Annotated in this window: 26 protein-coding genes and 1 tRNA gene; 20 read left to right on the top strand and 7 right to left on the bottom strand. The window is 46.8% G+C overall.

Annotated features, from left to right (window positions below):
• Positions 1–158: 158 nt before the first annotated feature.
• Entirely contained in the window at positions 159–2,249 is a 2,091-nt protein-coding gene (locus tag AC121Z_RS12900; RefSeq protein ID WP_498124427.1) for a TonB-dependent receptor, read from the top strand.
• A gap of 120 nt (positions 2,250–2,369) precedes the next feature.
• Positions 2,370–3,104, top strand: coding sequence for a Tim44 domain-containing protein (locus AC121Z_RS12895; protein WP_498124426.1), 735 nt, complete (start codon positions 2,370–2,372; stop codon positions 3,102–3,104).
• Positions 3,105–3,168: 64 nt separating this feature from the next.
• On the opposite strand, the gene AC121Z_RS12890 is transcribed toward AC121Z_RS12895, so the two are convergent.
• Positions 3,169–3,768 (bottom strand): IMPACT family protein, encoded by a 600-nt coding sequence (locus tag AC121Z_RS12890; protein WP_498124425.1) that lies wholly within the window; start codon positions 3,766–3,768, stop codon positions 3,169–3,171.
• 121 nt (positions 3,769–3,889) lie between these two features.
• On the opposite strand from AC121Z_RS12890, the gene AC121Z_RS12885 reads away from it, so the two are divergent.
• The 3 genes from AC121Z_RS12885 to AC121Z_RS12875 are packed head-to-tail and all read left to right on the top strand — an operon-like array spanning position 3,890 to position 6,769.
• Complete coding sequence (locus tag AC121Z_RS12885; protein ID WP_498124424.1) at positions 3,890–4,795, top strand: aminotransferase class IV; 906 nt, start codon at positions 3,890–3,892, stop codon at positions 4,793–4,795.
• Positions 4,792–5,526, top strand: coding sequence for a sulfotransferase-like domain-containing protein (locus AC121Z_RS12880; RefSeq protein ID WP_498124423.1), 735 nt, complete (start codon positions 4,792–4,794; stop codon positions 5,524–5,526). The genes AC121Z_RS12885 and AC121Z_RS12880 overlap by 4 nt, the downstream gene beginning before the upstream one ends.
• A gap of 55 nt (positions 5,527–5,581) precedes the next feature.
• Complete coding sequence (locus tag AC121Z_RS12875) at positions 5,582–6,769, top strand: integrase core domain-containing protein (RefSeq protein WP_498124422.1); 1,188 nt, start codon at positions 5,582–5,584, stop codon at positions 6,767–6,769.
• Positions 6,770–6,807: 38 nt separating this feature from the next.
• Here AC121Z_RS12875 and AC121Z_RS12870 read toward each other — a convergent pair.
• Together AC121Z_RS12870 and AC121Z_RS12865 are read right to left on the bottom strand one after the other, a co-directional pair.
• Positions 6,808–6,884: transfer RNA gene (locus AC121Z_RS12870), tRNA-Ile, on the bottom strand.
• 130 nt (positions 6,885–7,014) lie between these two features.
• On the bottom strand, positions 7,015–9,735 hold the full coding sequence (locus AC121Z_RS12865) for a choice-of-anchor B family protein (RefSeq protein ID WP_498124421.1): 2,721 nt from the start codon (positions 9,733–9,735) through the stop codon (positions 7,015–7,017).
• 73 nt (positions 9,736–9,808) lie between these two features.
• Here AC121Z_RS12865 and AC121Z_RS12860 point away from each other — a divergent pair, with 73 nt between their 5' ends.
• The 13 genes from AC121Z_RS12860 (at position 9,809) to AC121Z_RS12800 (ending at position 20,226) form a co-directional block, all read left to right on the top strand.
• Positions 9,809–10,561 (top strand): MbnP family copper-binding protein, encoded by a 753-nt coding sequence (locus AC121Z_RS12860; RefSeq protein ID WP_498124420.1) that lies wholly within the window; start codon positions 9,809–9,811, stop codon positions 10,559–10,561.
• Between the two features lie 4 nt (positions 10,562–10,565).
• Positions 10,566–11,687 carry an MbnH family di-heme enzyme gene (locus AC121Z_RS12855; RefSeq protein ID WP_498124419.1) on the top strand — a complete coding sequence of 374 codons (1,122 nt, stop codon included), beginning with the start codon at positions 10,566–10,568 and terminating at the stop codon, positions 11,685–11,687.
• 84 nt (positions 11,688–11,771) lie between these two features.
• Positions 11,772–12,101 (top strand): hypothetical protein, encoded by a 330-nt coding sequence (locus AC121Z_RS12850; protein ID WP_498124418.1) that lies wholly within the window; start codon positions 11,772–11,774, stop codon positions 12,099–12,101.
• Between the two features lie 226 nt (positions 12,102–12,327).
• A complete protein-coding gene (locus AC121Z_RS12845; protein WP_498124417.1) occupies positions 12,328–12,666 on the top strand; it encodes a DUF3718 domain-containing protein in 339 nt (112 codons plus the stop codon).
• 230 nt (positions 12,667–12,896) lie between these two features.
• Positions 12,897–13,661, top strand: a complete 765-nt coding sequence (locus AC121Z_RS12840) for a LytR/AlgR family response regulator transcription factor (RefSeq protein ID WP_498124416.1) — start codon at positions 12,897–12,899, stop codon at positions 13,659–13,661.
• Between the two features lie 99 nt (positions 13,662–13,760).
• Positions 13,761–14,132 (top strand): CidA/LrgA family protein, encoded by a 372-nt coding sequence (locus AC121Z_RS12835; RefSeq protein ID WP_498124415.1) that lies wholly within the window; start codon positions 13,761–13,763, stop codon positions 14,130–14,132.
• Positions 14,129–14,827, top strand: a complete 699-nt coding sequence (locus AC121Z_RS12830) for an LrgB family protein (RefSeq protein WP_498124414.1) — start codon at positions 14,129–14,131, stop codon at positions 14,825–14,827. The genes AC121Z_RS12835 and AC121Z_RS12830 overlap by 4 nt, the downstream gene beginning before the upstream one ends.
• Positions 14,828–14,987: 160 nt before the next feature.
• A complete protein-coding gene (locus tag AC121Z_RS12825; protein WP_498124413.1) occupies positions 14,988–15,977 on the top strand; it encodes a response regulator in 990 nt (329 codons plus the stop codon).
• A gap of 2 nt (positions 15,978–15,979) precedes the next feature.
• Positions 15,980–16,480, top strand: a complete 501-nt coding sequence (locus AC121Z_RS12820) for a PAS domain-containing protein (protein ID WP_498124412.1) — start codon at positions 15,980–15,982, stop codon at positions 16,478–16,480.
• An 86-nt stretch (positions 16,481–16,566) separates the two neighbouring features.
• The gene (locus AC121Z_RS12815) at positions 16,567–18,255 is read left to right on the top strand and encodes an Lcl C-terminal domain-containing protein (protein ID WP_498124411.1); all 1,689 of its coding nucleotides are present in this window, start codon (positions 16,567–16,569) and stop codon (positions 18,253–18,255) included.
• A 2-nt stretch (positions 18,256–18,257) separates the two neighbouring features.
• Positions 18,258–18,791, top strand: a complete 534-nt coding sequence (locus tag AC121Z_RS12810; protein WP_498124410.1) for an Lcl C-terminal domain-containing protein — start codon at positions 18,258–18,260, stop codon at positions 18,789–18,791.
• A gap of 52 nt (positions 18,792–18,843) precedes the next feature.
• Entirely contained in the window at positions 18,844–19,338 is a 495-nt protein-coding gene (locus AC121Z_RS12805; protein ID WP_498124409.1) for a DUF2937 family protein, read from the top strand.
• 105 nt (positions 19,339–19,443) lie between these two features.
• Complete coding sequence (locus AC121Z_RS12800; protein WP_498124408.1) at positions 19,444–20,226, top strand: DUF2884 family protein; 783 nt, start codon at positions 19,444–19,446, stop codon at positions 20,224–20,226.
• A 21-nt stretch (positions 20,227–20,247) separates the two neighbouring features.
• Here AC121Z_RS12800 and hemW read toward each other — a convergent pair whose 3' ends face one another.
• From hemW to srmB, 3 genes are read right to left on the bottom strand one after another with little or no spacing between them, the layout of a single operon-like run.
• Entirely contained in the window at positions 20,248–21,387 is a 1,140-nt protein-coding gene (gene hemW, locus AC121Z_RS12795) for a radical SAM family heme chaperone HemW (RefSeq protein WP_498124407.1), read from the bottom strand.
• Entirely contained in the window at positions 21,380–21,979 is a 600-nt protein-coding gene (gene rdgB, locus AC121Z_RS12790) for an RdgB/HAM1 family non-canonical purine NTP pyrophosphatase (protein WP_498124406.1), read from the bottom strand. Before rdgB ends, hemW begins: the two co-directional genes overlap by 8 nt.
• A gap of 16 nt (positions 21,980–21,995) precedes the next feature.
• Positions 21,996–23,240 (bottom strand): ATP-dependent RNA helicase SrmB, encoded by a 1,245-nt coding sequence (srmB, locus tag AC121Z_RS12785; protein WP_498124405.1) that lies wholly within the window; start codon positions 23,238–23,240, stop codon positions 21,996–21,998.
• A 150-nt stretch (positions 23,241–23,390) separates the two neighbouring features.
• Between srmB and AC121Z_RS12780 the strand changes: the two genes are divergently transcribed.
• Together AC121Z_RS12780 and AC121Z_RS12775 are read left to right on the top strand one after the other, a co-directional pair.
• Positions 23,391–24,302 carry an ExeA family protein gene (locus AC121Z_RS12780; RefSeq protein WP_498124404.1) on the top strand — a complete coding sequence of 304 codons (912 nt, stop codon included), beginning with the start codon at positions 23,391–23,393 and terminating at the stop codon, positions 24,300–24,302.
• The gene (locus AC121Z_RS12775) at positions 24,295–25,419 is read left to right on the top strand and encodes a general secretion pathway protein GspB (RefSeq protein ID WP_498124403.1); all 1,125 of its coding nucleotides are present in this window, start codon (positions 24,295–24,297) and stop codon (positions 25,417–25,419) included. Before AC121Z_RS12780 ends, AC121Z_RS12775 begins: the two co-directional genes overlap by 8 nt.
• A 68-nt stretch (positions 25,420–25,487) precedes the next feature.
• Here the strand turns inward: AC121Z_RS12775 and AC121Z_RS12770 are convergent, their stop codons facing one another.
• Positions 25,488–26,690: a cyclic di-GMP phosphodiesterase gene (locus AC121Z_RS12770; RefSeq protein WP_498124402.1), complete on the bottom strand. Its 1,203-nt coding sequence runs from the start codon at positions 26,688–26,690 to the stop codon at positions 25,488–25,490.
• Positions 26,691–26,871: the final 181 nt, after the last annotated feature.

Genomic DNA, 26,871 nt, shown 5'->3' with positions numbered 1-26,871 from the left:
TCGTCAAAAAACCAATTTTTACTCGCAAATAAGAATAATTCGTATTAAGATTTGCGAAATCATTCAGTTTATACGCCGATAACGTCTCTAGTGCCTAATCAATTTGGCTCTAGAGCGACAGTTATCTGAGCTTTTTCCAATAACAGCAGAGGTTTGCTTTGAAATTGAAATTAACCGGTGTTGCTACCGCACTATTGTTGAGTCAGTCGTTAGCTGCAGAAACACTTGCAGAATTTGAACGCATTGTGGTCGAAGGTCGTTATCTTTCTGTCAACGAGTCAAACTCGGTTAAAACCCCAACTCCAATTATTGATGTACCACAAAGCCTCTCAATTATGACCGCTGATGAATTAACCCAACGCGGGATAAACAGCATTGGTCAGATTATTGATTACACGCCAGGGGTTAATACTTCGCAGGGCGAAGGGCATCGCGACTCGGTGGTTTTTCGAGGGGTTCGCTCAACGGCGGATTTCTATTTAGACGGTAACCGCGACGATGTGCAATATTATCGAGCGTTATATAATGTTGAACAAGTCGAGATCCTGCGTGGCCCCAATGCCTTGTTATTTGGACGCGGTGGCACCGGTGGGATCTTGAATCGTGTTGCTAAGAAAGCACAGCTAGGCGAGGAGTTTACTGGGTATAAAGCCAACTTGAATAGTTTTGGTGGATACGGTGTCGAATTGGATACCAATGTCGCAAGCAGTGAAAGCTCTGCATTACGTTTAAATGCAATGTACGAGCAACTAGAGAACCATCGCGACTTTTATGACGGGGAAAGGATTGGCTTTAATCCAACCGCTCGGTTCGAACTCGACCGGGATACCACGTTGGACGTATCTTACGAGTACATCAATCATGAACGTTTCATCGATCGCGGAGTACCTACGGGCGCTGATGGACGCCCTGTGGAAGCCTTTGAAGATATTGTTTTCGCTGATCCAGACAACAATTATCATGAACTAGAAGCCCATATCTTTCGCGCCAACATTGAGCACCAGTTTACTGACTTTATCAAAGGTAACTTCAACGCCTTTTATGGCGATTATGATAAGGTTTACGCCAACTTTTATGCCAGTAACTATGACCCTGTTGCCAACGAAGTTGAACTCGATGGTTATATTGATGAAACCGTGCGAGATAATCTTATCCTGTCGGGAAATATTGTAAGCGAGTTTCAAACGGGTGGTATTGGTCATACGTTGATTGTAGGCGCTGAATGGATTGATACCAGTTCAGATCAATTCCGTTTTAATCCGGTTTTTTCAACCAACAATTCCGATCGTGAATGGTTCGATATACAACGCCCATTGAACTTTCGCGCAATGGCTGGAGTTAATGCACAGGGTGAAAACTTCACTGTTGCATTCAGCAGCTTGAATGATGATACGCGTGTTGATCTCGGCGTAATGTCGCTGTACGTACAAGATGAAATCGAATTATCTGAAAACCTCGATATTGTTATCGGTGCACGTTTTGATCGCTTCGATATCGATGTTTTTAACGTGAAAACCGATGAATCTCGCAGCCGCACCGACGAAGAAGTATCACCACGTGCCGGGATCATCTACAAACCGCAAGAAAACATTTCTTTATATGCCAGTTACAGCGAGTCTTTCTTGCCGCGCAGTGGTGAGCAATTCACTGATATCAATGGTGATAAGGCCCAGCTCGATCCTGATTCTTATTCGAATCGTGAAATCGGCCTGAAATGGGATTTTGACGGGGGTTTAAGTTTCACTGCGGCGATTTTCGAAAACGAACAAAGCTCCCCTCAAGTGGCTGATAATGATCCAGCCACACTGGATGTTATCGACTCAGAAATTTCAGGTTTTGAATTACAATTGAGTGGTTATATTAATGAGGGTTGGTCCCTCGCTGTGAACTACAGCAACTTGGACGGTGAAATTGTTGACCGTACAGGACCTACAGGGCGCGCACCGCGCGAACTTCCTGAGAATATGTTCTCAATTTGGAGCATGTATCAAGTCAACGACGCGTTTGGCTTTGGTGTGGGTGCCACTTATCAAGATGAAAGTTTTATTGATAATGGTAATTCAGCCGTGTTACCAAGTTATACTCGCGTGGATGCGGCGGCATTCTATGACGTGTCTGACACCCTGCGGGTTCAGTTGAATGTCGAAAACCTGACTGACGAATTATATTTCCCGAATGCCCATTCGACGCATCAGGCGACAGTCGCTGCGCCAATCAATGCGACGTTGAGTGTGATTGGTTCTTTTTAGTCTAGTGAATTGGTTACCGTTACATAACGGTAGCCAATTGCTTTAAAATCGTGACTTTTGTCACAATCATCCTTTCAATCACGCTGATAATCTGCATAAAACTTTTACTTAAGGATTATTATGCAGACACTACAACAGCTCTCGCGCGCGTTCGCGTACCTTTTATCTATTGTTCTTTATCTTTTTCCCATTATCGCCCAAGCAGCCCCCAGCGGCCGGATTGCTAATACGTTATTTGATGGTCCATTAGGTAAGATTTTATTGGGTTTATTTATCGTTTTCTTCTTACCGCTCATTGTGTTGCGTATGTTCAAAACTCGCCGACTCAGCCGTTTGGCAATGCGCAATTTAACAGTCCTAGGGCGTAAACATCGGGAATTCGAGTGGCTACATTTAAAGCAAGTGGCACAAACCGCCTTTCAACGTATACATCAAGCATGGACGTCTGAAGATTTGTCGATTGCTGCAGAGTATTTGGAAGAGAGTTTTATGCAACACCAACAGGTCACTTACTTGGATGATTGGCGGCAGCGCGGATTGAAGAATATATGCCGAATCAGCAAGATAACTAAAACGTTCCCGGTTTTGGTGTTGCCACGCAATGACGAGGGGATCACCAATAATCAAAGCATTGTAGTTTTGTACATGGCAGCCAATATGCAAGATTACTTGCAAGACAAAACCAGTGGCGAAATTGTAGAAGGCAATGACAAAGACAAGGACGTCGCCAGTATTTGGACATTGACCTTGATCGAGGGTAAGTGGCGAGTGAGTAATATCGAGTCGGATGGATTACTTGAAGACTATCTGGATATTGCTAAGCAACAACCGCCGTTGAGTGTTGAGTTGGTATAGGTGCTAGGTAGTGGGCTGCTTTTTCTTTTCAACCGAAATTGGCATAAGAAACGATGACAACAGCCTACTCGTTAACTTGCCATTGCAGGTTCATGCTGGCGCACACACCCGCGAGGTGCCCGAGTTCTGCGGTCGCAATTTCCGCCTCAAGGCATATCTCAGTACTGTAGATGCAATGCTGAATCGAACCGCCGCGTTGCTCAAGCCAATGCCGAAGGTATTGCTCATGCTTAAAATCGGCTGTGATTTGGACACGTGACGTTGGTACTAAAATGCGAGTTGGTATGTTTTCAATCACTTGTTGAGCAGCACTTGAATAGGCCCGCACCAGTCCTCCTGCACCCAACTTAATACCGCCAAAATAACGGCTAACAATGACTACTACGTCACCAACTGGATTGTGCTGGAGAACATTTAGGATGGGTTTGCCTGCGGTACCACTAGGCTCACCATCATCCGACATCGCCATACTTTTTGGCTGGTCAGCCCTACCAAGCAGATAGGCCCAGCAGTGGTGGCGCGCGTCTGGGTAGCGACTTTGCATCTCTTGCAACCAGTGCATCGCCATCTGCCGATCACTAGCGGGGGCAGCGAGCGCATGGAATTGGCTCTTTTTGACTTCAAGCAATGCATATTCGGCTTGAGTTGGAATAGTATAACTCATGCTACAAGTATACTGCTCTTAACCTATTCCAAACTATAACTATTTGAACTTAGGCAGAATATTATTGCGTTGTTCGGCATTTACTTTTAGTGTGAGTAAACCCTCAAGTGAAGGAATTCTGATGGCGACGCACCAATACCATGATGACCCCCGCAATGCTGACATTGTGATCAATATTAATGGTCAATTGTTTAAGCGAGATGAGGCAAAAATATCGGTCTTTGACAGTGGCTTTATTCTTGGTGATGGCGTCTGGGAAGGGCTTCGAATGCACGCTGGCCGACTGGTATTTGCCCGCGAGCATATGCAGCGTTTGTACGACGGGGCCAAAGCGCTCGATATGGACATTGGCCTATCGAAGCAGGATTTGGTCGACCGAATTATAGCCACATGCCAGGCCAATAATATGCATGATGATGTGCATATTCGGCTGATGATAACGCGAGGGATCAAAGCAACGCCGTACCAAGATCCGCGGGTGACAATTACGCCACCTACCATTGTTATAATACCCGAATACAAGGCACCCAAAGTGCCCAGTGACGAAGGCTTACGATTATTTACTACCCATGTGCGGCGGGGGTATTCTGACGTGCAAGATCCGAAGCTTAACACCCATTCTAAGTTAAATTGCATCTTTGCCTGCATTCAAGCAGCTAAGGCGGGTGTTGACGAAGCGCTAATGCTGGATCCCCACGGTTTCGTTGCAACCTGTAACTCCACCCACTTTTTTATTGTGCGCCATGGTGAGGTTTGGACTTCTAGTGGTGATTATTGTCTCGATGGGATCACGCGTCGCAAGGTTATCGATTTATGTAAAGCGAATCAGATCCCCGTGTTTGAAAAAAACTTTACTTTATCAGAGGTGTATGGCGCGGACGAGGCCTTCATTACAGGCACTTTTGCCGGACTATCTCCGGTCGGTGAAGTTGATGGGCGGCGAATTGGCGAGGGCGATTTTACCTTAATGAAGCAACTCCAAGACTATTATAAGCGGGCAATACAAGCCGAGGATGGTCGGTTGTGACACATCGAATAGCCATGTGGTCTGGTCCACGCAATATTTCGACGGCGATGATGCGCAGTTTTGAAAACAGAGCAGATTGTGAGGTTGTGGATGAGCCCTTCTATGCGTATTACCTCACCAAAACGCAGAGTCCACATCCTATGTTTGACGAAGTGGTTGCCAGTCAGCCAGCCGCCTATATTGATGTAGTGAAGCAGCTCACTAAGGCGCCATGCCCGAGTCAATATCAATACCAAAAGCTAATGACGCATCATATGTTGCCTGATGTTGACTTGGCCTGGACACAAAAACTGACGCATTGTTTTTTGATCCGCGATCCTGCGCAAATCATTGATTCTTATACCCGGAGTCGGGGGGTATGTTGTGCAGAGGACATTGGCATTATTCGCCAATGGGAATTGTACCAAGCCATCTCTGAAATTTCGGGGCAAGATATTCCGGTAATCGATTCAAACTGGGTGTTGAAAGATCCCGCTCATGCCATGCAGTCTCTGTGCAACGCCCTTGGCATGCCCTATTCAGAACACATGTTAAGCTGGCCGGCAGGTCGGCGCGATAGCGACGGTGTATGGGCCTCGCATTGGTACCACAATGTTGAGAAGTCGACAGGCTTTGGTGAATATCACGCGCGCGAGGTTACCCTTACAGAGCAGCAACAGCGAGTTTTGGCCGAGGTGTTGCCGGCGTATGAGGCGCTTAAACAACATCACATTGAGCTTACCGATAGATAGGTTACATTTCATTCCGATTACATAGGTTACACTTTTAGCATTTGGAGTAATCCAGATGCCTTGGACAGTGAGTAACCTGATGGATGAACGAATTAAATTTGTCGGTCGCCTGTTAGAAAGCGAAAAAATGGCACCTCTGTGTCGTGAGTTTGGTATTTCTCGTAAGACTGGCTATAAGCTTTTTAGCCGTTACAAAGAGGCCGGACTCGATGGCTTGAAAGATCAATCCAGAGCCCCTTACAAGCACGGAATGAGGATACCTTTTCAAGTTGAGAGAAGTATCTTAGGTCTTAAAAAAGAGTACCCACACTGGGGGGCTCCTAAGATACGCGAAAAACTCCAACGCCAATATCCTCAAGTGAAGCCGCCAGCCATCAGTACCGTGCATGCAGTGTTATCACGTCACGGACTCGTCAACAGCAAGCGAAAGCGCCGCTATAAGGCTCGTGGCACAACATTAAGCGACCCTAAACGCGCAAATAGTCTATGGTGCGCCGACTTTAAAGGCGAGTTTTTGTTAGGCAATAAGAGGTACTGCTACCCTCTCACCATCACGGATTATAGCTCGCGCTATTTACTCGCCTGTGACGCCCTTGACTCTACTCGCACCATCGACTCATTTACCGTGTTCGAGCGCGCATTTAAAGAATACGGACTACCTGACGCTATTCGCACTGATAACGGTCTACCTTTTGCCTCGCCAAACGCCCTGTTTGGTCTAAGTCGCCTCTCCGTTTGGTGGTTACGGCTAGGCATTAATATTGAACGCATTAAGCCAGGCAATCCCCAACAAAATGGCCGCCATGAGCGTATGCACCTGACCTTAAAAAAAGAGGCCACAAAGCCTGCACAGTTTAACTTTTTACAGCAGCAAGAACGCTTTGATAGTTTTATTGAGCAGTATAATAACGATAGACCTCACCAAGCCATTGGCATGCGTTACCCTGGTGAACTGTATACACCTTCTACCCGTGAATTCTTTCACCCTGAAGCCCTAGAGTATCCCATGCATGACAAAACGCTATTAGTCACTCAATGCGGGCGAATTTGTGTACGTCGAAGAAAAATCAATCTTAGTACCGTATTTGCTGGGCAGCACGTGGGGATCAGTGAAGTCGATGACAAAATATGGTCTGTTAATTTTATGGAATATGAACTAGGATTTTTTGATGAAGAAGTTGGCCGGGTCGAACCAGCTAACAATCCCTTTTTACCGAAAGTGTCACCTATGCATCCGGTATAAAGTGTTACCTATGTATTAGGTAAGCACCCATTTAAAAATGGTGGCCCGACCCTGACTTGAACAGGGGACCTGCCGATTATGAGTCGGATGCTCTAACCAACTGAGCTATCGGGCCTTTGTGTAGAATAGCTTGAAACAAGCGTGGCGCAGTATAAGCAGTTTTAAAAGGCTTGTCATCTGTTGTGTCGCTTGGGTAGGTTTGCCTGAGTGTTTTTTAACCATTTCACTCAGGCATACTCTTTTGATTAGCTGCGTCTGCGGACAAATATTAGTGTGAGTAAACCGGCGAGTAACCAATAAACCGCCCCGCCTGAACTGCCATTTGAGGTCACAACTTCTGCACTGCTCGCATTGACAGTGATGACGATGGTATCTGTCGTGGTGGCACCAAAATCATCCTCTGCAGTCAATTGTAACTCAATCGTTGTAGCATTCGCCGGCGCTGAGAAGCGAGGTGACAAGGTATCTGTTTCACCCAAGGTAACGCTGCTACCACCCGTTTGTTGCCAGCTGAAAGTCATAGGTTGTTCTTCTGGATCACTTGCAACCGCAGTCAGCACCACGGTTTGGCGGGTATTTACATTAATATCTGTGCCTGCATCAACGGTGGGCGCAAGATTAGTCTCATCGTCCCGAATGGAGACTACGGTAGAGATTGATTCACTCAGCACGTTTGGGTCGGTTGCACTTAAAGTCACTTGCAGTTGTTCAAGTCCTTCACTTTCTTCATCGTTGAGTATAGTGAGCGAAATTTGCTGAGTCTGGTCCTCGCCGTCGTTCCAGGTTAGCGTACCATTGCTAATCTCTACATCACTACCGAGCGTCGCGCCTTGCGCGGTAACTGTATAATCAACCGTTATACTTTGGTCGGAACCGCCATTCCTAAATACCGTTAGGTTGACGACACCATCAATTTCTTTAACGACATACTCGGCCTGCTCAAACCCGACAAGACCGCGGACAATAGGTGAACCATTGATAGTCGCGAACGCTAAGTTTTGATTGTCTAAGCTCCCCCCAGAAGGATTACTTAGGCGCACGAAAAACAGCTCGTCATGCTCTTCTTTGTCGTCTGTATTCAAGGTTATTGAGATTGTGCGATCGCTGGGATCATTTGCCGACCAACTAAGACGGCCATTGCTATAATCAATATCACTAGTTGTTGCAGAGCCTGTCACTACTTGGTAATCGACACTCATTGCGCCACTACCTGTTCTGCTGACTACAACAGACAGTTCTTCGCCTTCGTTGCCAGCCACTTGTGTCGTGACAAATCCAACGCGGTTGGTTTCACTCGAGCGAGTGTCATCGCTTAAAATATACAATCCGCCCTGAATATCACTCGCAAGAATAATACCGCTAGGGAGATACGGATAGACCCCCCAAGTACCATTAAATGACGGGCTATTAGAAGTACCAAAGGTGTCAAAATAGCCGACCTCTTGCGGTGCAAGTGGGTTACTAATGTCTAGAATGGTTACGCCTCGTTCATAGTTCGACATGTAGTAACGGTCACCACGTACGAAGCCGTTGTGGTCGATCGCGCGCGTCGGGCCAACCCATGAAGAAACTAAAAGTGGTGCATTTAAATCGCTAATATCAAAAAAATGTACCGTGGTGTTTATACCAACCCGTTGCTCATCGAGTTCGTCATGCAAGATTACATATTGTTTATCTTCACTCCACCATCCCGAGTGCACGTATTGAGCGTTGGGGTAGGTCTGCTTACCCAGTTCGGTCGCCTTGGAAGGCGCAGTATGGTCCCACAGAATTAACTCATCTTCATTAAAGTCGAGCATGACATTACACACGCCGTTTTCTGCATCGGTGCAATCACGTTCTGCACGGTGATCGTCAATTAATACGCTGGATGCATCGTGCGTATAGTAGCGACTGGGAGTTTTACTGTTGTTACTGTATTCAGCATCGGGATTCGTGGGATCTTTAAAACTAAAGGTCCGCCAAGCGCCACCAAAGTTATTGGTGCCTGCGGCGTGCAGTAACGGCGTCCGCCCGGTTAATGCCGTGTTAGTGGTGTAATCCACGTTACTAATGTAAACATTGTGTGCGCGACTATCGTCGGTGGCGCGATTTGCCAAGCTAATACTCTCTGGCAAGCCGGATAAATCTATGATGGCGAGGCCTTCGGTGACACTGTCTGCACCGGCGTATGCATAAGCTAACCAGCGTTGTTCAGCAGCAGAATAATATTGATACACTTTAATGTCGCGCCACGTCGTTGCTTGCCCTGTTACTGAGCCAATCACCTGCGGATTCTCTGGATCGCTCACTTCCACAACGGCGATACCGCGGCGTAAACCAATAATGGCATATTCGCGCATGGTATTGAGATCAACATGGCCCCATATATCATTGGCCGAGCTACTGTTGGTGGGAAGAGCGGAGAGCGGTAAGTGCGCTAGCAAGCTGATATTGTGGCATTCAAACCCAGCCGCCTGGCCATCCACACAGGCTGCACGGCCATGCGCAGTGGTCATGCGTTGCACCGAATCCAATTTTGCATCTAATACGCTGGTAGCGGCACCTTTGGTGTCGACTATCACATCAAAACCCTTGGCGTAAAGTGCGTCGGCATAGTGTAATGGCACACCGACCAAGGTGGTTGAAGATACGGAAGGTTGCTGTACTTGATAGTTGTCAATCGTGCTGTACCCGCCTAACACTGGCTGCAGTTCCGATACTAGGTAAAGGAGCTCTTGCTCATCCTGAATGTTATAGGTGCCAGCAGCGACCAAAATGTTGTCACCTTTGTTGGCTTGTTGCACCGCATAGCGAATACTTGCACATGGCCTGAAACGATTATTACACGTCCCGGCATCAATGCCCGACTCTGCAACAAAGCGAGCTTTTTCCTTGTCACTGTGTGCGTGCGCAGCTTGACTGAGGGTGATGGTGCCAAGCATCATAGTGACACTTAATAAACGAAGTAGAGTAACGGACGACATGCTGGATTCCTTGTCTTTGCGTTGGGCAATCATAGCGCTGTTATTAATGTTTAGCCAGTTTAGCTGCAAGCCTGTGCCGGTCCAGACTAGTACAATTACTGAGTCGTTCGATGTGCCTTTTGAACTGGTTTATGCGGATAGCGCAATCGAATGCCCTGCAACCTTTGTGCACAACCAACAGAATTGGCAAATCGACCGATTGGCTCTGTTTATCTCCGATATCGCCATAAAGGAAGCGCAAAATGAGCAATGGACCCGCGTGTCTCTGCTCCCCAATGACTGGCAAACCAATGATGTAGCGCTACTTTGGTTTGCAACTGATTGCCCACCGACGGAGATAAATTCAGTCAGTAATACACAGCTTTCATTGGCTAGCGCTGGACACAACCTAGCAACGGCAACAGCATTGCGCTTTTCTTTGGCGGTTCCCTTCGCGCTCAACCATGCAAATCCGTTGTTACAATCAACACCGCTGAATATTCCGGAGATGTTTTGGTCGTGGCGGATGGGTTACAAGTTTTTGCGTTTTGATATCAGCGCAGTGCCAACCAATGCGCATGCGCCATGGTCATTTCACTTAGGGAGTGTGGGCTGTGTCAGCGAGTCCGTGGTAAGGCCGCCTAACGAAGCTTGTGCTCAGCCGAATCGATTTACTGTGGAAGTGGAGTTAACTCGCCCGCTTGCGGGGCTAAAGTTTGATTTAGCGACTCTGTTACAAACGGTGCACCCTGAAAGAGTGGGGCATTGCATGTTACAACCGGCAATGCAAAAAGAATGTGCGCAGTTATTTGCTAATCTGCAACAAGAAAACCTGATTAGGCAATAGACGCATGCAGCGACTTCTGATTTATTTTATTCTCGGACTGCTCACGGCAGGTGCAATTTACAGTGGTCTGCCACAATCACCTACGCCGTTTGTATGGCAACTACCTGAAGGCTTTCCGGAGCCTAGTGTGCCCAAAGATAATCCAATGACAGAAGAGAAAGTTGCGCTAGGGCGAGCCTTGTTCTTCGAACCCGGGCTCAGTGGCAATGGCGCAATGAGTTGCAGCACTTGTCACATGCCAGAGCATGCCTTTGCAGAACCACGAACAACATCCTCAGGCTCTACAGGGGAGCCCTTGCGACGCAATGCGTTGGCGCTTGTCAATGTTGCTTACAACGGCAGTTTAACCTGGGCACACAACGGATTAAAAACGATCGAACAGCAGCTACTGATCCCGTTGTTTGGTGAGCATCCTGTAGAGATGGGGATCACGGGGAATGAAGAAAAGGTATTAACCCGCTTTGCTACTGATGAGTATCAGGCTCTATTCAGTGCCGCATTTGGCGATGACAGCATTACCTTTGACCGTATAGTTAAGGCATTAGCCAGTTATGTGCGTAGTTTGGTGTCATTTAACTCAGCGTTTGATGATTATGCTTACCGCCAAATTGACGGTGCATTATCACCCTCAGAGTTGCGCGGGATGGAGTTGTTTTTTTCTGAACGGCTTGAATGTTTTCATTGCCACGGTGGCTTTAATTTTACCCAGTCCAGCCAACATGCGTTTCAGCAGTTGGATCTCAAGCCCTTTCACAACACCGGATTGTATAATGTGGATGGACAAGGGGCATATCCGAGCAAAGACACCGGCTTGATAGAAATCACGCTTGAGCCACGTGATATGGGGCGATTTCGCGCCCCAACCCTACGTAACATTGCACAAACTGCGCCCTATATGCATGACGGGAGTTTGCCCTCATTGGATGCAGTCATCGCTTTTTATGCGGCTGGTGGCCGCGGCGAAGGCACAAATAGTCCATTCAAAAGTCCGTTTATGCAAGGTTTTGAGTTAACGACACAACAGCATGCCGATCTAAAAGCGTTTCTGTTAAGTTTGACGGATCATAGTTTTTTACGTGACCCTAGCCTCCATGCACCAGTAAACCCACCATCTATCAGGGATTAAGCGCACATTAGCTAGTGCATCAAGGATTATTCTTTGCTATCTTCGAAGAATTAAAAGTCATACTTGTGCGTGGAGATAATAATAATGACAGAAAAGCCATTTTTGGTGAGTGGGCGTAACACCATCATTCATAAAATTCGTAAACTTGATTTGTTGATCTTAAACGGCGAAGACTATCCACCGGTAGTCGTAACCCATCGGGGCATCAAACAATACGAAGGTAAAGTACCGGATAATAAGCGTGAAGCTAAATTGATGGACATGGAATTGGTTGACGTGACAACCAGTGACGTATTTGGTGATGAAAAGACACTGTTATTTATCCAAACGCTAAACGGTAAAGAATACAAAATTGATTATTCAAAAGTCGGCACACCACTATTCATAAAAATTCACCTCGATAGCGCACTGTAAAAAAAGGACGATTTATCGTCCTTTTTTAATGTGATCATCGCTCGCGTTACAAAATATGTCTTAGGCAAGGCCAATCCCTCTTCCTTACAGACCAATTATCGTGCTCATCAGCAGATTTGTCGCGCCGTCGCAAATAATTTGCCCTGACCGCAAATGGCAGGCGTAAAGCCGTTCCATCCATTAGTTTTTGTTCTGCACTATCCCATTGTGCCGAAAAGAGGAAAAAATGATGAGAACAACCGTACGTAAATTAATGACTTTCAGCACCGTAGCAGCCGCCACGGTATTAGTGTCAACATCCGTAACTGCGACTCCAATGGATGACACACTCAAGCAAGATCTCGTGAATATATGTGTCGCTCTAAAAAGCGACAGCAAGCTGGCCTTACACCGGGCAGTGAAACGCAGTCGACTAACGTACCAGCAAGTCAATGAAGGGCTGGTATGCAATGGTGAATCTGCACAAGATTTTGCCCTAAGCCATAATGCAGAAACCACCGCAGCTCTGCTGGAACGCAAATCTAGAGTGAATACCCAAATGTTAACAGCAAAGCGATTTGAGTGAGGGAAAGAGCGAATTCGACACATTTTGTCGTAATTCGGGCAGTTCACCCCTCAACATCGGTATCTAATCACATCGGTATGGAAGGAATTGAAGGGTGGACTATAGTTTAGTTGTCGGCGTAGTGAACCGGCCAATACATATAGCAGTAAGTGTGTATTTATTCCTGGTATGTTGGGCTGATTGGTAACAAGCAGCCCTTTTTTTTCGCAAACTCTCAGGTGACCAGATTAGTGTATTCTTTTCTAATCATAGATGATGACCATAAATCCAGACAAGCGCTGCAACTGCAACTGAAATCTGCTTGTACGGACGCAGTCAGCATTTGTTGTGAGGACGCACAGCAGGCGCGACAATACATGCAGGATGAACGCATTGACGTAATATTCTTGGATATTGACTTACCCGGCGTCAGCGGTTTTGGCTTTCTCGATTCTCTAATGGCAGAACGTGCATCGTTGCCGCCGATTGTGTTTACTACTGGGCATGCGCAATTTGCGCTTAAAGCATTTGAGTATCCGGTCTTAGACTATTTAATTAAACCGTTGCAGACGTCGCAAGTACGTCGGGCCTTGAGCAAAGTTGAGCATTGGTACTTGCGGCGTGTTGACTCGTCTACGCCAGTAAAAGAGCCGCCACTGAATGCATCACAAGCGGCGGCAAGAGTTCAGTTTCGTAACGGCTCTTCTTGGCTTAACTTATTGGTTACGGATATTTTCTGGATTGAAGCCGCAGGTGATTACATGTGTATTCATGCCCATGATAACAATCACATTATTCGGGCGACATTAAAAGCACTGGAACAACAACTATCCGGTCACCACTTTGTGCGCATTAACCGCTCATGTTTGGTCAATTTACAGCACGTCATTAGTTGTCATCCCAACGCCAATGGCAGTTATCAACTGTGCCTCTCTGATCAGCAATCCTTGCGAGTGAGTCGCAAGTATAAAATGTTGATAGATGAAGCCAACGAAGCGTTACTCGCAATAAGTTAAATTGGCGCTTAAGCTTTTAGTCGTATCTCGCATTCTAGATAGCTGCTTAGTGTATTATTAGTTACCATCTTAGCCAGTATGTTTTGGTGCGTAACTATTGTGAAATCACACCTATTATCGTTGTTGACTGTATTGTCGGGATTGTTAATTGTCGTGGCTTGTTACCTCGGCGGGCGTTGGTTAGCTCCCGTATTACCAATACCTTTACCCGGTGCACTGATTGGCCTGTTATTGCTATTGTCCTTGCTGCTATTGATGCGCAAGGTGCCTAAGTGTATCGCGCAGGCAAGCTCGCCTTTACTCTCGCACATGTCTTTATTTTTTGTCCCCGCTGTGATTGGCATCTGGCATTTTCGCACAATGCTAATGACGCAGTGGCCAAGCTTTGTTGCAGTGATTGTCATCTCGACAATAGTGGCATTAGCAGTGGTAACCTACATAGCGCATCGTTTTACCCGGAGAAGCCAATGAATGATGTGTCATCACTGATGGCTGTGGTTCTTTGGCTAGCTGTAACTGGCGTTTGTTATTGGTTGGCGCTGCAAGTCTTTAAAATGACTGGACGCAACCTACTATTTCATCCAATCATTATAACGGTACTATTTATTGCTTTGGTCTTAACGCTCGTTGAACAAGATGTCGCTGGCTATCAAAGCTACGTGGCAGTGTTGAATTGGCTATTAGGACCGGCTACAGTCGCGTTGGCAGTGCCCATGTACCGTCAACTGCATATAATCAGAACACTCGGTTGGCGAGTGATTGCGCCCATATTATTAGGCGGGATAATTGCTCCGTTACTTGCACTGGCATCAATCAAGCTGTTTAACCCCGCATTAAGCTTGCAAATGACCGTGCTTGCTAAATCAATAACCACGCCTTTGGCGATGGATGTGGCGGAGGTTATTGGTGGGATCCCGGCAATGGCTGCGGTTATCGTTATTCTTACCGGCATTGTGGGAGCCATGGCTTCACCCTGGGTATTTCGTTGGCTAAGCCCTCGCAACAGCGTGGCACAAGGTATTGCCTTGGGTACTGTTGCGCATGCAGTCGGCACTGCTCGTGCCTTACAGTTAAATCCCACGACTGCAGCTTTGGCATCCTTGTCGTTATGTCTAAACGGTGTATTCACTGCAATTTTATTGCCGTTAATCTTTTCGAGTGTTTAATCTAAAGCTGCACAAGGAATAGCCGTTAACTAGGTAGGCGAATGTGCTGCAGCGCTGATAATGCATAGCGCTTTATTTGCATTGGCAATATTGCTGCACTCGACTAATACTTAACAACAAACATAACCAAACTCATTCCGCGTTTAAGGTGTTATCAACGATGTACTCGGTTTTAATTTGTGATGATTCTTTAGTGGCACGCAAACAGGTCGCTAAATGTTTGCCACAAGATTGGGAAGTAGCAGTGCACTTTGCTAAGCACGGGCGTGAGGCGATAGAAGCACTGGAAAGCGGCAAAGGGCAACTGCTACTTCTGGACTTGAATATGCCAGTTATGGATGGTTATGAAACCCTCAAGGCCATCCAAAGCAAAGGCTTGGCAACCAAAGTTGTGGTGATTTCTGGCGATATTCAGCCAGAAGCCCATGAGCGAGTAAAAAATCTGGGGGCTGTTGATTTTATTAAAAAGCCAGTGAACGCAGCGGTCCTTCAGCAAGTTCTAACGACTAATCATATCCTCAAAGCAGAAACCGAAGAAAGCGAAGCACCTGAGCTTGACCCTGAGATTCGTGATTGTTATCAGGAGATTACGAATATCGCCATGGGGCAAGCGGGTGACCATTTGGCGCGGATCATGAACGTCTTCGTGGAGCTTCCAATCCCCAACGTCAATCTAATTGAAGTGTCTGAACTGCATATGATGCTTTCGGATATTGAAACCCATGAACAAGTATCCGCGGTATGTCAGGGATTTTTAGGCCCGGGAGTAAGTGGTGAAGCGCTATGTATTTTAAGTGATTCCTCGTTCGGTGATTTTGCCAAAATTTTAAATATCGATGGTGAAGTTGATGACCAGTTGCAGCTTGAAGTGTTGATGGATGCCGCAAGTATTTTAATTGGTACTTGCCTGTCAGGTCTTGCGACGCAGATGGACTTGGCATTTAGCCAAGGCCATCCAGTGGTGTTAGGCCAGCACCAAAGTGTGAGTGATATCATCAATGCTAACAAAATGAAGTGGAAGAGAACCTTAGCCATTGAGCTGAGCTATGGGCTAGAGGGGTATAATGTACAGTGCGATTTGGTACTTCTTTTTACTGAAGACTCGATGACAACCATGAATGCAAAATTAGCGCATCTGCTAGAGGATTAACAATGGCTGACGAAAATCTCAAGGAGCTGTTGGAGTTCCATTGGATGATGGATATGCTGCAAACCGTTGATGTCGGAATTGTGGTGTTGGATCGTGAGTTTAAAATCAAAGTCTGGAACGGTTTCATGGAGAGCCACAGTGGGCTATTGCCCAGTGAAGTCCGCAATAAATCCCTCTTCGAACTGTTTCCCAAAATTAGTCAGGATTGGTTTGCACAAAAATGTAAACCCGTATTCGAGTTACGTACTCGGGCATTTATGACCTGGGAACAGCGCCCCTATTTATTACAATTTCCCAATTACCGTCCGATCACCGGTGGCGAAGACTATATGTATCAGAACATCACACTCGCACCTTTAGTGTCGGCCACCGGAGCGGTAGAGAATATCAGTATGATGATTTACGATGTGACTGATATTGCGGTGGGAAAGAAACAGTTGGAATCCTTGCAAGTTAGCGTAACCGAAGACAGTGAGCGTAGAGCCAAGGCAAAGCGCGCTTGATAAGTCGATTGAACTTGCGCTCTAACCATTCTGGCAAGTGATTTGCTATAAAGCTCATAGCGCGATGTTCTGTAGGTTTTCAGTTTATGCTTCAAGTTGTTTTACGCTGCTGTTTTTTGAGTGTTTTATGCACGGGATTAGCTGGGTGCGGTGGTGGCAGCTCCAGCGATGCACCGGGTCCGTCATTATTTGTTAATGCTGGACCCGACCGACAGGTGTCTGAACTCACAACAGTATCCCTGTCAGGCCAAGTCCAAGCGGATAGTGAGAGTCTTACCTATACATGGACTTCGTCACCCATGGTAACCATTGACCATCCTGATCGTAACGCATCCAATGCAACCTTCATCGCTCCAGAGGTGACACAGGTTACGCCCTACACATTGACTTTGCGGGTGACTGACGCTTCAGGTAACACCGCATCTGATGACGTTATTATTTCAATTGCGCCGGTCAATGAAGCGCCAGTTGCTGATATACAATTAGCACCTTGGCCCGGTCTTGATAATGGCGTGTATCCAGCAGGAGAGACACTTCTCCTCGATGGCAGTGGCAGTACTGATCCAGATAATACCAGTAGTGATGCGATTGTTGCCTATGAGTGGCAACAGCTTGCCGGAGCCAACGTACTTGAGGGCGTAATAACCGATGCAGTAACGTTAGCTATCACCACTCCAATCGCCTTACAGTCGCAACAGTTAGATTTTCGCCTAACTGTAACCGACAGCGAAGGTGCTCAATCCAGTGATGAAATTAGTTTCTTTATTCAAAGTGAATCGGACACACTCCCACAAGTAATGGCAGGCGTTGATCATGCGGTTTTCAGTGGCGAAACGATCATACTCAATGGTACTGCAACGACTTCAGTGCCACGCGCTGAGCCACTCGAAGTCGTTTGGCGTGTAGACAGTGGTCAAGTCGTGAGCATTGCTATGCCAAATAGTCGACAGACCTATGCCATTGCGCCACAAGTCGACTCATTAACGACAGTACGTTTTAGTCTCAGTGCAACCGATGCGTTTGCTAACCAAGTAGAAGATACCTTGATTGTTCAGGTGCGCCCGCAGCCATTAACGGCGTTAAATGATACCGGCGTCAGTCAGCAGGCAACAACCGATCAAAACACTCAGGTTCATCAAGGTGATTACCCTGGGCAGGATGGACAACGCGGACAGGATATTATTGCCCTCAATGGCCAATTAGAAAAGGCCGGTAGAGGTGACCAAGGTTTTGATTTCACCCGCTTGAATCAAAATGGCGATGAAGTTGACGACATTACACAGGCTTGGCGCTGTGTGCGCGATAACATCACCGGTCTAGTATGGGAAATCAAAACGGAAGATCCTGGTCTGCATGCGGTCGACAATACCTATAGCTGGTATCAAGAAGACGATAATGGCGGCTTTGCAGGAGCACTTAATGGGCCAGATACGCAATGCACGTTGCCTAATTGTAATACGACGGATTTCGTGCAAGCAGTCAATGCCGAAGGTTTATGCGGGTTTTTCGATTGGCGTCTGCCACGCCATGATGAGTTGTTATCAATCATCCACTACGGTTTGAGTAATACGCCAATGGTTGATGCAGATTATTTCCCATACAGCGGCGCTATAAGTGCGGCACCACTGTGGTATTGGACGTCACAACCGAACGCTGATGGTGTGCAAGACGACGAGGCGCGCAGTGCCTGGGCAATTGATTTTGCTACTGGCACAGATAACTTTCTCAATAAACAGTCGGCGGGAAGAATACGCTTAGTTAGGGCAGGTCGATAATCATGAATAAGCTAACTCGTTGGATCCGCATCCTCACCTGTACGGTTTTCGCTCTGGTCACGCCGCTAGCGGTGGCTCAGGAATGTCTATCGAATAGTCCAGAAACAACGCCAAGTGCTGAATTTAGTGAGCTCACGGGGCAACAAATCAAACATGCACGTACAGGACTGGTTTGGATGCGATGTGCGATTGGTCAGGCATGGGATGGCAATAGCTGTGAAGGCGATGCATTGCAATTGACTTGGCAGCAAGCGTTACAAGCCGCCCATGGCTTCGAGCTTGAGGACACGCTAGGGTGGCGAGTGCCTAACCTTAAAGAATTAGCGACCTTGACTGAGCGGCGCTGTGTTCGCCCATCAATTAATGAGCAATTTTTCCCTAACACGCCCGCTGATGATTTCTGGACCTCAACACCCTCTGTCGCAGACCCGCAGCGCGCTTGGGTTGTGGCTTTTTTCAATAGCAGTAATTCGATTAAAGACAAAGATCGCTTTGTATTCCTGAGACTTGTTCGTACTGCGTTGCCAAATGAATAAGTACGGTTCATCATAGCCGCTATTGAATGCCTGAAGCAGAGTCGCACAAGTCATGTTTAAAGATACGCTGAACAAGTTATGGTTTGCATTATTGTTGATCGCGTTGCTACAGGTTCCCGTGCTTTGTACTCAGTATATTCAATACCTCGGTGGTTATGTCGAAGCCAATCAACAACAGATCAGGCAATGGCAGCTAATGGGGGAGCGATATAATTTAACCTCAGTTGCAGCACTGTTGCAGCGCTTGAGTGAAAATGCTGATGCCGTGGTGCGCCAAGACGCCAAGAATAAACTGGCGTTACTCGAAGAAACCAAGCAACTAGAGGCTGATCTAGCGCATTTATCTCTCGCCAATTATCCGCAGCAATTGATTTATCTGCTTAATCCCAGACAATATGAGCGTCTCAGTGCTGTACTAAAACGCTTCAAACCAGGCATTCCCCTAACTTTGCAGCAACTAGCATGGAGTTTTGGTCTTGCCATAGGTCTTAATTTATTGCTTTTGCTGCTTGGCCGCGGCGTCAAGCGGATAGTCGCGCGCCACTAGCGTAAAACTGTCAATGAGCGAATATTTTGCAATTCTTATCTTAACTCAGTTGAATTTTCACCCCAGCACGCCACACTAGCAGAACAAACAAGTGGTAATGTTGAAATGAAAAGATCTGCGGTACTGACATTGTGTATTTTGTTGACGACCTTCGTTGCAGCTCAAGCTGTCGCGGGCATGAAGTGCCGTATTGATTTTAAATACGGGGTGGTTGTTAATAACAGCCACATTCGCGTTCTAGAAGAGTCACGCACAGTGTTGCAGATCAACAATCGCCAGCAACTGTTTATTCGTGGTGAGTGGATTGATTTGGATGCACAGCAAGAGAAGCTCGTATCGCAATATGCTGAGGGGTTGCATTATGTCGTGCCCAAAATGATAGTGTTGGCGACCGAAGGCGTCGATCTGGCGATCGATACTATCGACCAAGTTTATCAAGGCATCGTTGGTGTTGACCATGATAGTTACCAACGTTTACACCGGGCAATGGACCGCGCCAAAGATAAAATCCAAGGTAAATTTCGCCATGCCAGCAACCATTACTTCATCGGCCCGGGATCTCTGGAACAAGTAGACGATTTTGTCGATGAACAGATTGAAGCACAGTTAGGTGAAGCCATTAGTACCTCGTTGGGTGGTATTTTGTCTGCGATTAGTGGCCTAAATAGTGGTGATGGAGCCACCGAGGAACGCATGCAAGCACTATCTCAGCGTTTGGAGCAAATGTCTGTAGAGTTAGAAGATGAAGTGGGTTCACGAGCTGAAAACCTGCGTGATAAAGCCAAATGGTTTTGTAAGAAAATTGAACAGTTGAATCGAGTTGAGGAGCGTATGCGCGACTCGATCCCACAATTTGCCGCCTACGACATCATTATTGAGGCGAAGTAGTTACCTCAGAGCCGAGTGCTACTAGACAAACATTTCCAATAGCGAATTCAAATAACGGCGCCCGTGCTCAGTGACGGTCAGCGTGTCAGAGTTGAGGGTAATAAGCCCAAGCCCGTCAGCCCGTTGGAGAATCGTGTTTAAATTTTTATCAATATCCAAGCCTGTAAACGCATTAAATTCTTCTAAAGGACAGGGCTCGCACAAGCGTAATCGGTTCATGAAAAACTCAAACGGCCGCTCTTCTTCGCTAACCTCAGTCAGATGATCAGTATATGCGCGGCCTATTTGCATGTAGCCTCTGGGGTGTTTGACTTTAACGCGTCGTTCAATGCGCCTGTTCGAGGCATCGGTAATTTTACTGTGTGCGCCACAACCAATGCCTAAATAGTCACCAAAGCGCCAATAATTAAGATTATGCTGGCATTGGTGCCCGGGTTTTGCATAACCTGAAATCTCATAATGTTGGTACCCCGCAGCCACTAGACGCTGGTGACCTTGCTCTTGAATTTGCCATAAGATGTCATCATCAGGTAGCACTGGCGGTTTGGAATAAAACGGTGTATTCGGCTCCAAGGTGAGTTGGTACCAGGATAAATGTGGCGGTGCTTGTGCAATCGCCAGAGAGAGATCGGCGAGTGCATTCTCAACGTTTTGCTGCGGTAATCCATGCATCAAATCAAGATTAAAGGACTGTAAACCGGCACTGCGCGCATAGCCCGCGGCATCACTTGCTTGTTGACTGTCATGGATCCGACCCAGTGCTTGCAAGTGCTTGGCTTGGAAGCTCTGCACACCGATTGAAATGCGATTCACACCAGCTGCTTGAAATCCGTTGAAGCGACCGACTTCAACCGTCCCCGGATTGGCTTCTAGCGTAATTTCTGCTTGGGTGGCAAGATTGACGCGCTGTTTTACTCCGCTAAGTAGGGTATCTAGGGCTTCTGGCGACAACAGACTTGGCGTACCACCGCCAATAAAAATGGTCTCAACAGCACGGTCACCGACCAATTGCGCATCATTGGCAAGATCATCGAGTAAGTGCGCAACATATTCTTGCTCAGGTAATGCCTGCTTTAGAGTATGTGAATTAAAGTCACAATACGGACACTTTTGCACACACCACGGAATATGAATATATAAGCTAAGCGGAGGATTACGCAAAATAGTCGTTAACCTGAGGTAGCAGTATTTCTAAGGCCTTGGCGCGATGACTAATGGCGCTTTTTTGCTCTTTACTAAGCTCAGCTGCTGTGCCGCCTAGCGAGGGAATATAAAACACAGGGTCGTAACCAAACCCCGATTGTCCGGCGCGTTGTTGTGCGATTTCACCCTGCCAAATGCCCTGACTAATCAGTGGAACAGGATCATCCGCATGCCGCATGAATACTAAACAGCAATAAAAGTGAGCACAGCGATTGGTTTGCGTTTGCAGCGCAGTGAGGAGTTTGTCGATATTGTCACTGTCACTGGCATCTTCCCCAGCATAGCGCGAGCTATAAATACCTGGGGCCCCTTGCAACGCATCAACCACCAGTCCAGAATCATCGGCGATGGCTGGCATACCGGTTTGCGCCGCTGCATGCCGGGCTTTTATAATCGCATTCTCGATAAATGTGGTGCCGGTTTCGGGCACTGAACATACGTTTAGGTCGGTTTGTGCGGTAACAGTAATCTGTTGAGCACTAAACAAATGATTGAATTCAGCCACTTTTCCAGCATTACCTGACGCCAGTACGATGTGTTTCTTATGCATAGTCTTAGTATTGGTATTAAGGTTTACTCAAATTAGGACGTGGTCCTTTGGCTTTTTTCCGAGCCTTTGATTTTTTGGCGGCTTTCTTAACCTTATTTTTGGGTTTTTTAGTAACCGTCGGCGCTTTATTTTTAGGGCGCAATTCGTCGATCACCCGAGCTTTAAATGCCTCTTGGGTATAACGTGCTACTTTGCCCACCATTAGGAAATCATGGGCTTCAACCAATGAAATCGCGATACCTTTTGCACCAGCACGACCGGTCCGGCCAATTCGATGTAAATATACGTCGGCTTTTCGCGGCATATCAAAATTGATCACGTGACTGACATTCGGTACATCAATCCCGCGCGCGGCAACATCGGTTGCGATTAAGATCGGCACTTCGCCAGATTTAAACGACGCCATTGCTGCGTTACGGCGATCTTGCGGCATTTCACCCTGTAACCAACAGGCTTTAAAACCATCGGCTAGAAGTTTATCTTTTAACTGCTGCAAGCGTTCTCGGGTTTTTACGAACACAATCGCTGTTTTAATGTCATGGGTTAGGATGTGCTTCAACAGGGCGTACTTATGATTGGTATCATCAGCCAAGTGATACCACTGCAAGATTTTGGCTTTTTCTTTACGCGACGGCGAGGCGCTAACTTCTACCGGTTCATTCAGTAGCTCATCAGCAAAGCGCCGGATCCCGCCACCCTCAAGCGTTGCTGAGAACAATAAAGTCTGTTTACGCCAACGTGCTTCAGCAGCAATTTGATTAACAATGGCCGAGAAACCCATATCCAACATGCGGTCTGCCTCATCTAAAATGAGCCATTCAATATCGCGACAATCTGCACTTTCTTTTTCAATATGTTCAAACAACCGCCCTGGAGTCGCGACCAAAATATCCAGATTCTGACTTAAGGTTTCTTTATCCGTGCCATAGTTTATACCGCCAGTAATAACCCCGCAGGTTAACCCCGTATTTTGTGTGACCGCCACTGCTTGTTGGTGTATTTGCAGCGCTAGCTCTCGTGTGGGAGATAGAATCAAAATCCGTGCTGTCCCGGGTTTTTTGCGCGGAAAGTCCAGTAAAAACTGACAGGCTGGTAATAAAAACGCCAACGTTTTACCGGTGCCGGTAGGCGCTGAAGCAAGGACATCTTTACCGTCCAGTGCTGCGGGAATTGCCATCTGTTGAATTGTGGTGGGTGAACTCAATCCCATGGCTGCTAGCGACGCGCACAACGAGTCATCTAGCTCTAATTGATCGAACATAGTGATAAACCTTAAATAAACTGCGCCGATTATAGCATTACCCGCAGTTATTACGCGTGTTAATACTACTTTAAATTGCTAAATATGATATTTTGACTTCTCTTGAGCAAGCCGCTAGTTTAACCCCGACATTTGACTTAACGACGTTCCATGTATCTCAATTATTTTGGTTTAAAAGACAACCCTTTTTCGATTGCGCCGAATCCCGCATATTTGTACATGAGCCCGCGCCACAAGGAGGCGTTAGCGCATTTGACCTTTGGTTTGCGCGAAAGTGGTGGCTTTGTGATGTTGACCGGCGAGGTAGGCACAGGCAAAACCACGGTCTCGCGTAAACTATTACAACAATTGCCGGACTCAACCCAGGTTGCAATGATCCTTAACCCAACCCTGTCGGCACTGGAATTATTGGCCACTATTTGCGATGAACTTGGAATTGAGGTTCCTGAGCACAAACAAAGTCTAAAGCAACTCACTGACGCGATACTGCAGCAGCTAGCGAATAATCATCAACAAAATAAAAATACGGTTTTAATTGTGGATGAAGCGCAGCACTTACAGCCAGAAGTGTTAGAGCAGTTACGTTTATTAACCAACTTAGAAACCAATCGGGAAAAGTTACTTAAAGTCGTATTGATTGGGCAACCCGAGCTACAACAATTATTAAAGCGCAACGAGTTGCGGCAATTAGCACAGCGAATAACGGCTCGATACCACTTGTTGCCATTAACCGAAGAAGAAGTTAAGTCGTACATTGCCCATCGTTTGGAAGTGGCGGGTGGCGACCCAAGCGTATTTCAGCGCAGCGCTATGGAGGCTGTTTTTCGGATCACCGGCGGTATTCCCCGAGTGATAAATCTATTGTGTGACCGTGCTCTGACATTGTCATTTACTATGCAAGCGCCGCTGGTTAGAAAGCATGTTCTTTTGGCTGCGGCAAAACAGATCCTCGGTGACGATGTGGTGGCACAACGCCGTAGTCGTGGGTTTGATTATTTACTGGTGACATTGTTTCTCGTCGCCCTGGGCGCCGGTTACGGTTTAGGAGCTTGGTATGCTTAAGGTTATTAACATCCAAGATCTGCGTCCCGGCATGATGATCACCCAGGTGATTGAGCAAAATGGCCCGGTTAAAATCCGCAAAGTTGGCTTGGTACGCAGTCAAGATATGTTGACTGGTTTAGCAGAGATGGGGGTGCTAAAGGTTGAAATTGATACTGAGCAATCACTGGAACTAGAGCCTGAAGCTACGCCAACATCAATGACACAAAAGTTGCTACAGGGCGAGTTTGACCATGCGCAGTCAGTGGATAGCTCACTGAGTGAGTCCTTCAATCGGAGCTTATTTTTGCCGTCGGTCAGTGAATTACCTTCAATGTGGCAAATACATGCACGTCAAGGTAGCTTGCTAGCGCTGGTCATTATGTGTGGTCTAAGCCTTGGCTTTGCCGCAGCAGTATTGCCGCCATGGTTCACTCAACGGGTAGCTGGCACTGCGAGTATTGAACACAGTGCAGTGAGCCAACCGCCAGCTCAAATTGATGATACAGAGTTGGCAACATCACAGCATGATGCCCCTGAAAAAATTGAAAATGGCAGAACCGATAGTGCGTCGACAGGAGCACCGGAAACGCAGCAACCGAGCCCAAACAGTTCTGTAGAGCAACCATCGACAGAGCGTGCGGATACGCAATTGGAGACTCCCAGCGACGCTGAGGATTTAGCGAATACAGGTACCTCAACAGTAAACTCTGCACTCACTAATACTCCGAGCAATGATACGAATAGTGATGCAGGGCGAATACTCAACCCAAGTCAGACAGAAGAGCCTGTCAGTGGAGTTTCAGCTGAGTTATTGGCGCGTTTTAATCAAGCATTAGAAGCGATAGAAAATGAACCGGAAGACGAAGTTCCAGAGACTCAAGTCACGGTACGGAGTGATCTTCCACGGGTTGATCAGCTGCCAGCAAGGCTGTTAACCCGTTTACCTGCAATGTCGTTCTCTGCCCATATGTATGCATCTGCTCCACAAAATCGTTGGGTGAGGGTGAATGGTCAACAGCTTTTCGAATCTGAGTGGATTAACGATCAAGTACAGTTGATTAATATTGAGCCACAGCGGGTAGTTTTGTCATTTGAGGGCGAGTTATTCACCATGGCGGCACTAACCGACTGGTGATGGGAGCATAGGGCCATGCTCCCACAGCTTTTTTTGCAGTTGCGCTGATGCGAATGACTGCTATGTGCTTAATCTGGCATTTGATGAATAAACACCTCGCGGAAAAACTTAGGTAAGTTCATCTTGAACTCGCTCGGCTTTACCGCTGCGACAATTTCATCATCAACTTTAGACAAATCGATGCGTTTGATTTCTGAATGCGTGTGAGTACGGATACTGTAGAAACTCATAACCACAGGGCTTAGCGGATCTTTTTTACCCGGCGAGCTGACCAAGGCTAACCGTTCGCTGCGCAGTTTCACCAATGAGCCCACGGGATGTACACCTATACACTTGATAAATTGTTGCACTAACGCTTGATCCAGTGAGGTGTCAGTTAATAATTTACGCAGCACTTGGGTTGGCGTCTGACTTTTCTGGTGCGCACGGTCCGATATCATTGCATCGTAACAGTCGACAATGGCCGCCATGCGCGCATACGTAGAGATATCTTGGCCTTGCTTACCGGCCGGATATCCAGAGCCATCCATACGCTCATGATGATTTTGGATCACGTCAAGAATAATGTCGGTTACATCGTCGCATTGTTCGATTAACTCTACACCAGAGTCCACATGCCTTTGGATTATTTGCCAGTCCTGTTCGCTTAAATTTCCTGGTTTATCGAACACATCGCGCGGAATGATTGCCATCCCGACATCCATCAGCAGGGCACCTAAACTCAACTCTTCAATCAAAGACTTATCAAATTGCATATGGCGCGCGAATATTCCCATTAAGATCGAGCAATTGATGCTGTGCTCAAGTAGATATTCATCGGCGTTTTTGATCAGCGTTAAGCAAGAAATGGCGCTGGTGTTTTCAAAGATAGAATCAATTAAATCTTGGCTCAGTTCACTGACCTTTTCTAAATTAGCGGGGCCACCGTTTTCAAGCTCAGTCACAAAGTCGCCCTGGATCATGACAGCCTGCAAATACAAATCATTGGCTGCAGCTAGTGCTTCAGAGTCAGTTTTGTTGATTTTCTGTGGTTGCTGTCTTTCGCGTAGAGATTTGCTCGGAGTTTTGTTGACGGGTTGGGTTTCCTCCGGCAAGTGACTCCGACTCAAGTCAACCTCGAGTAACTCGATGCCTTTTTGCTTTAATTGCTCGATAGTCGCTGATGACTTGACTAATCCCTTGGAACGCATTTTCAAGTGACCGGATTGTTTCAGTACTTGATTGACATACATGCCGGGAACTAATTCAGAAATGGGGACTTTCTTTAACATCGATAAACCTTGCTACACCATGGATCTTGAGTGTAGCAAAGATTATAGAAAACGGAACAATCTGATTGCATCCAACTATCGGGATAGTTGCTTAATGGGCTTGCGGTGCATAAAAAACGAACTGCCAGCCGCTCAGTTCTGAAATTGGCCTTACTAAAATACGGCTTAGCAAGGCGGCTTA

Source organism: Alteromonas sp. DYW1 (assembly GCF_059752595.1).
This window is presented reverse-complemented; position numbering and strand designations above follow the sequence as displayed.